A 590-nucleotide genomic window follows, 5' to 3' on the forward strand; every position below is an offset into this window, starting at 1 on the left:
CGCGTGCCGCGCCATCAGTTCGCGGGCGAGCCTCCCCTTCTCCGGTCCGATGGCGGGGTGTTCCAGATGCCCGGTGAAGTAGCCGCCGACGGTCTCCGGCTCGCTGCACAGGATCACGTCGGCACCCAGCAGCTGCGCCACGGGCTCCAGGCACGGCCGGAACGAACCCGAGACCAGCGCGATCATCGCTCCGTCGCGCTGGTGGCGCCGCAGCGCGTCGACGACGGGCCGGTGCAGAAGCGAGCCGCCCGCGAGCTCCGCGTCGAACCAGGCGCGGCCGTGCGCGTACAGCTCCTTGTGGGACCGCCCCGCGAAGAGGCGGTAGTACTCACGGTTGGTCCGCAGCCGCGAGACGCCGGCGGCGGCCCGGTGGCGCAGTTCGCCGGCGGCCTCGGCGTACGCGGAGGGGGGCAGCCCGCGCTCGCGGTAATGGAACTCCAGGAAGCGGAACATGCTCTTGACCGTGATCAGCGTCTCGTCGACGTCGAAGAAGGCGAGGTCGACGGTGGAACGCGCGGTCGAGACAGGTGAGTCGGTGACTTGGGGCATTGGGATGCGCCTTCCTGCGGGGCGGGGTTACGGGGGTGTGC

At 71.4% G+C, this 590-nt stretch carries 1 protein-coding gene; it reads right to left on the reverse strand.

Annotated features, from left to right (window positions below; translation table 11 throughout):
* Positions 1–549 (reverse strand): HAD family hydrolase (locus J0695_RS38545; protein ID WP_206969505.1); only part of this gene is annotated, 549 nt, incomplete at its 3' end.
* Positions 550–590 lie beyond the last annotated feature (41 nt).

This window comes from Streptomyces beijiangensis (assembly GCF_017315755.1).
Taxonomy (GTDB): domain Bacteria; phylum Actinomycetota; class Actinomycetes; order Streptomycetales; family Streptomycetaceae; genus Streptomyces; species Streptomyces beijiangensis.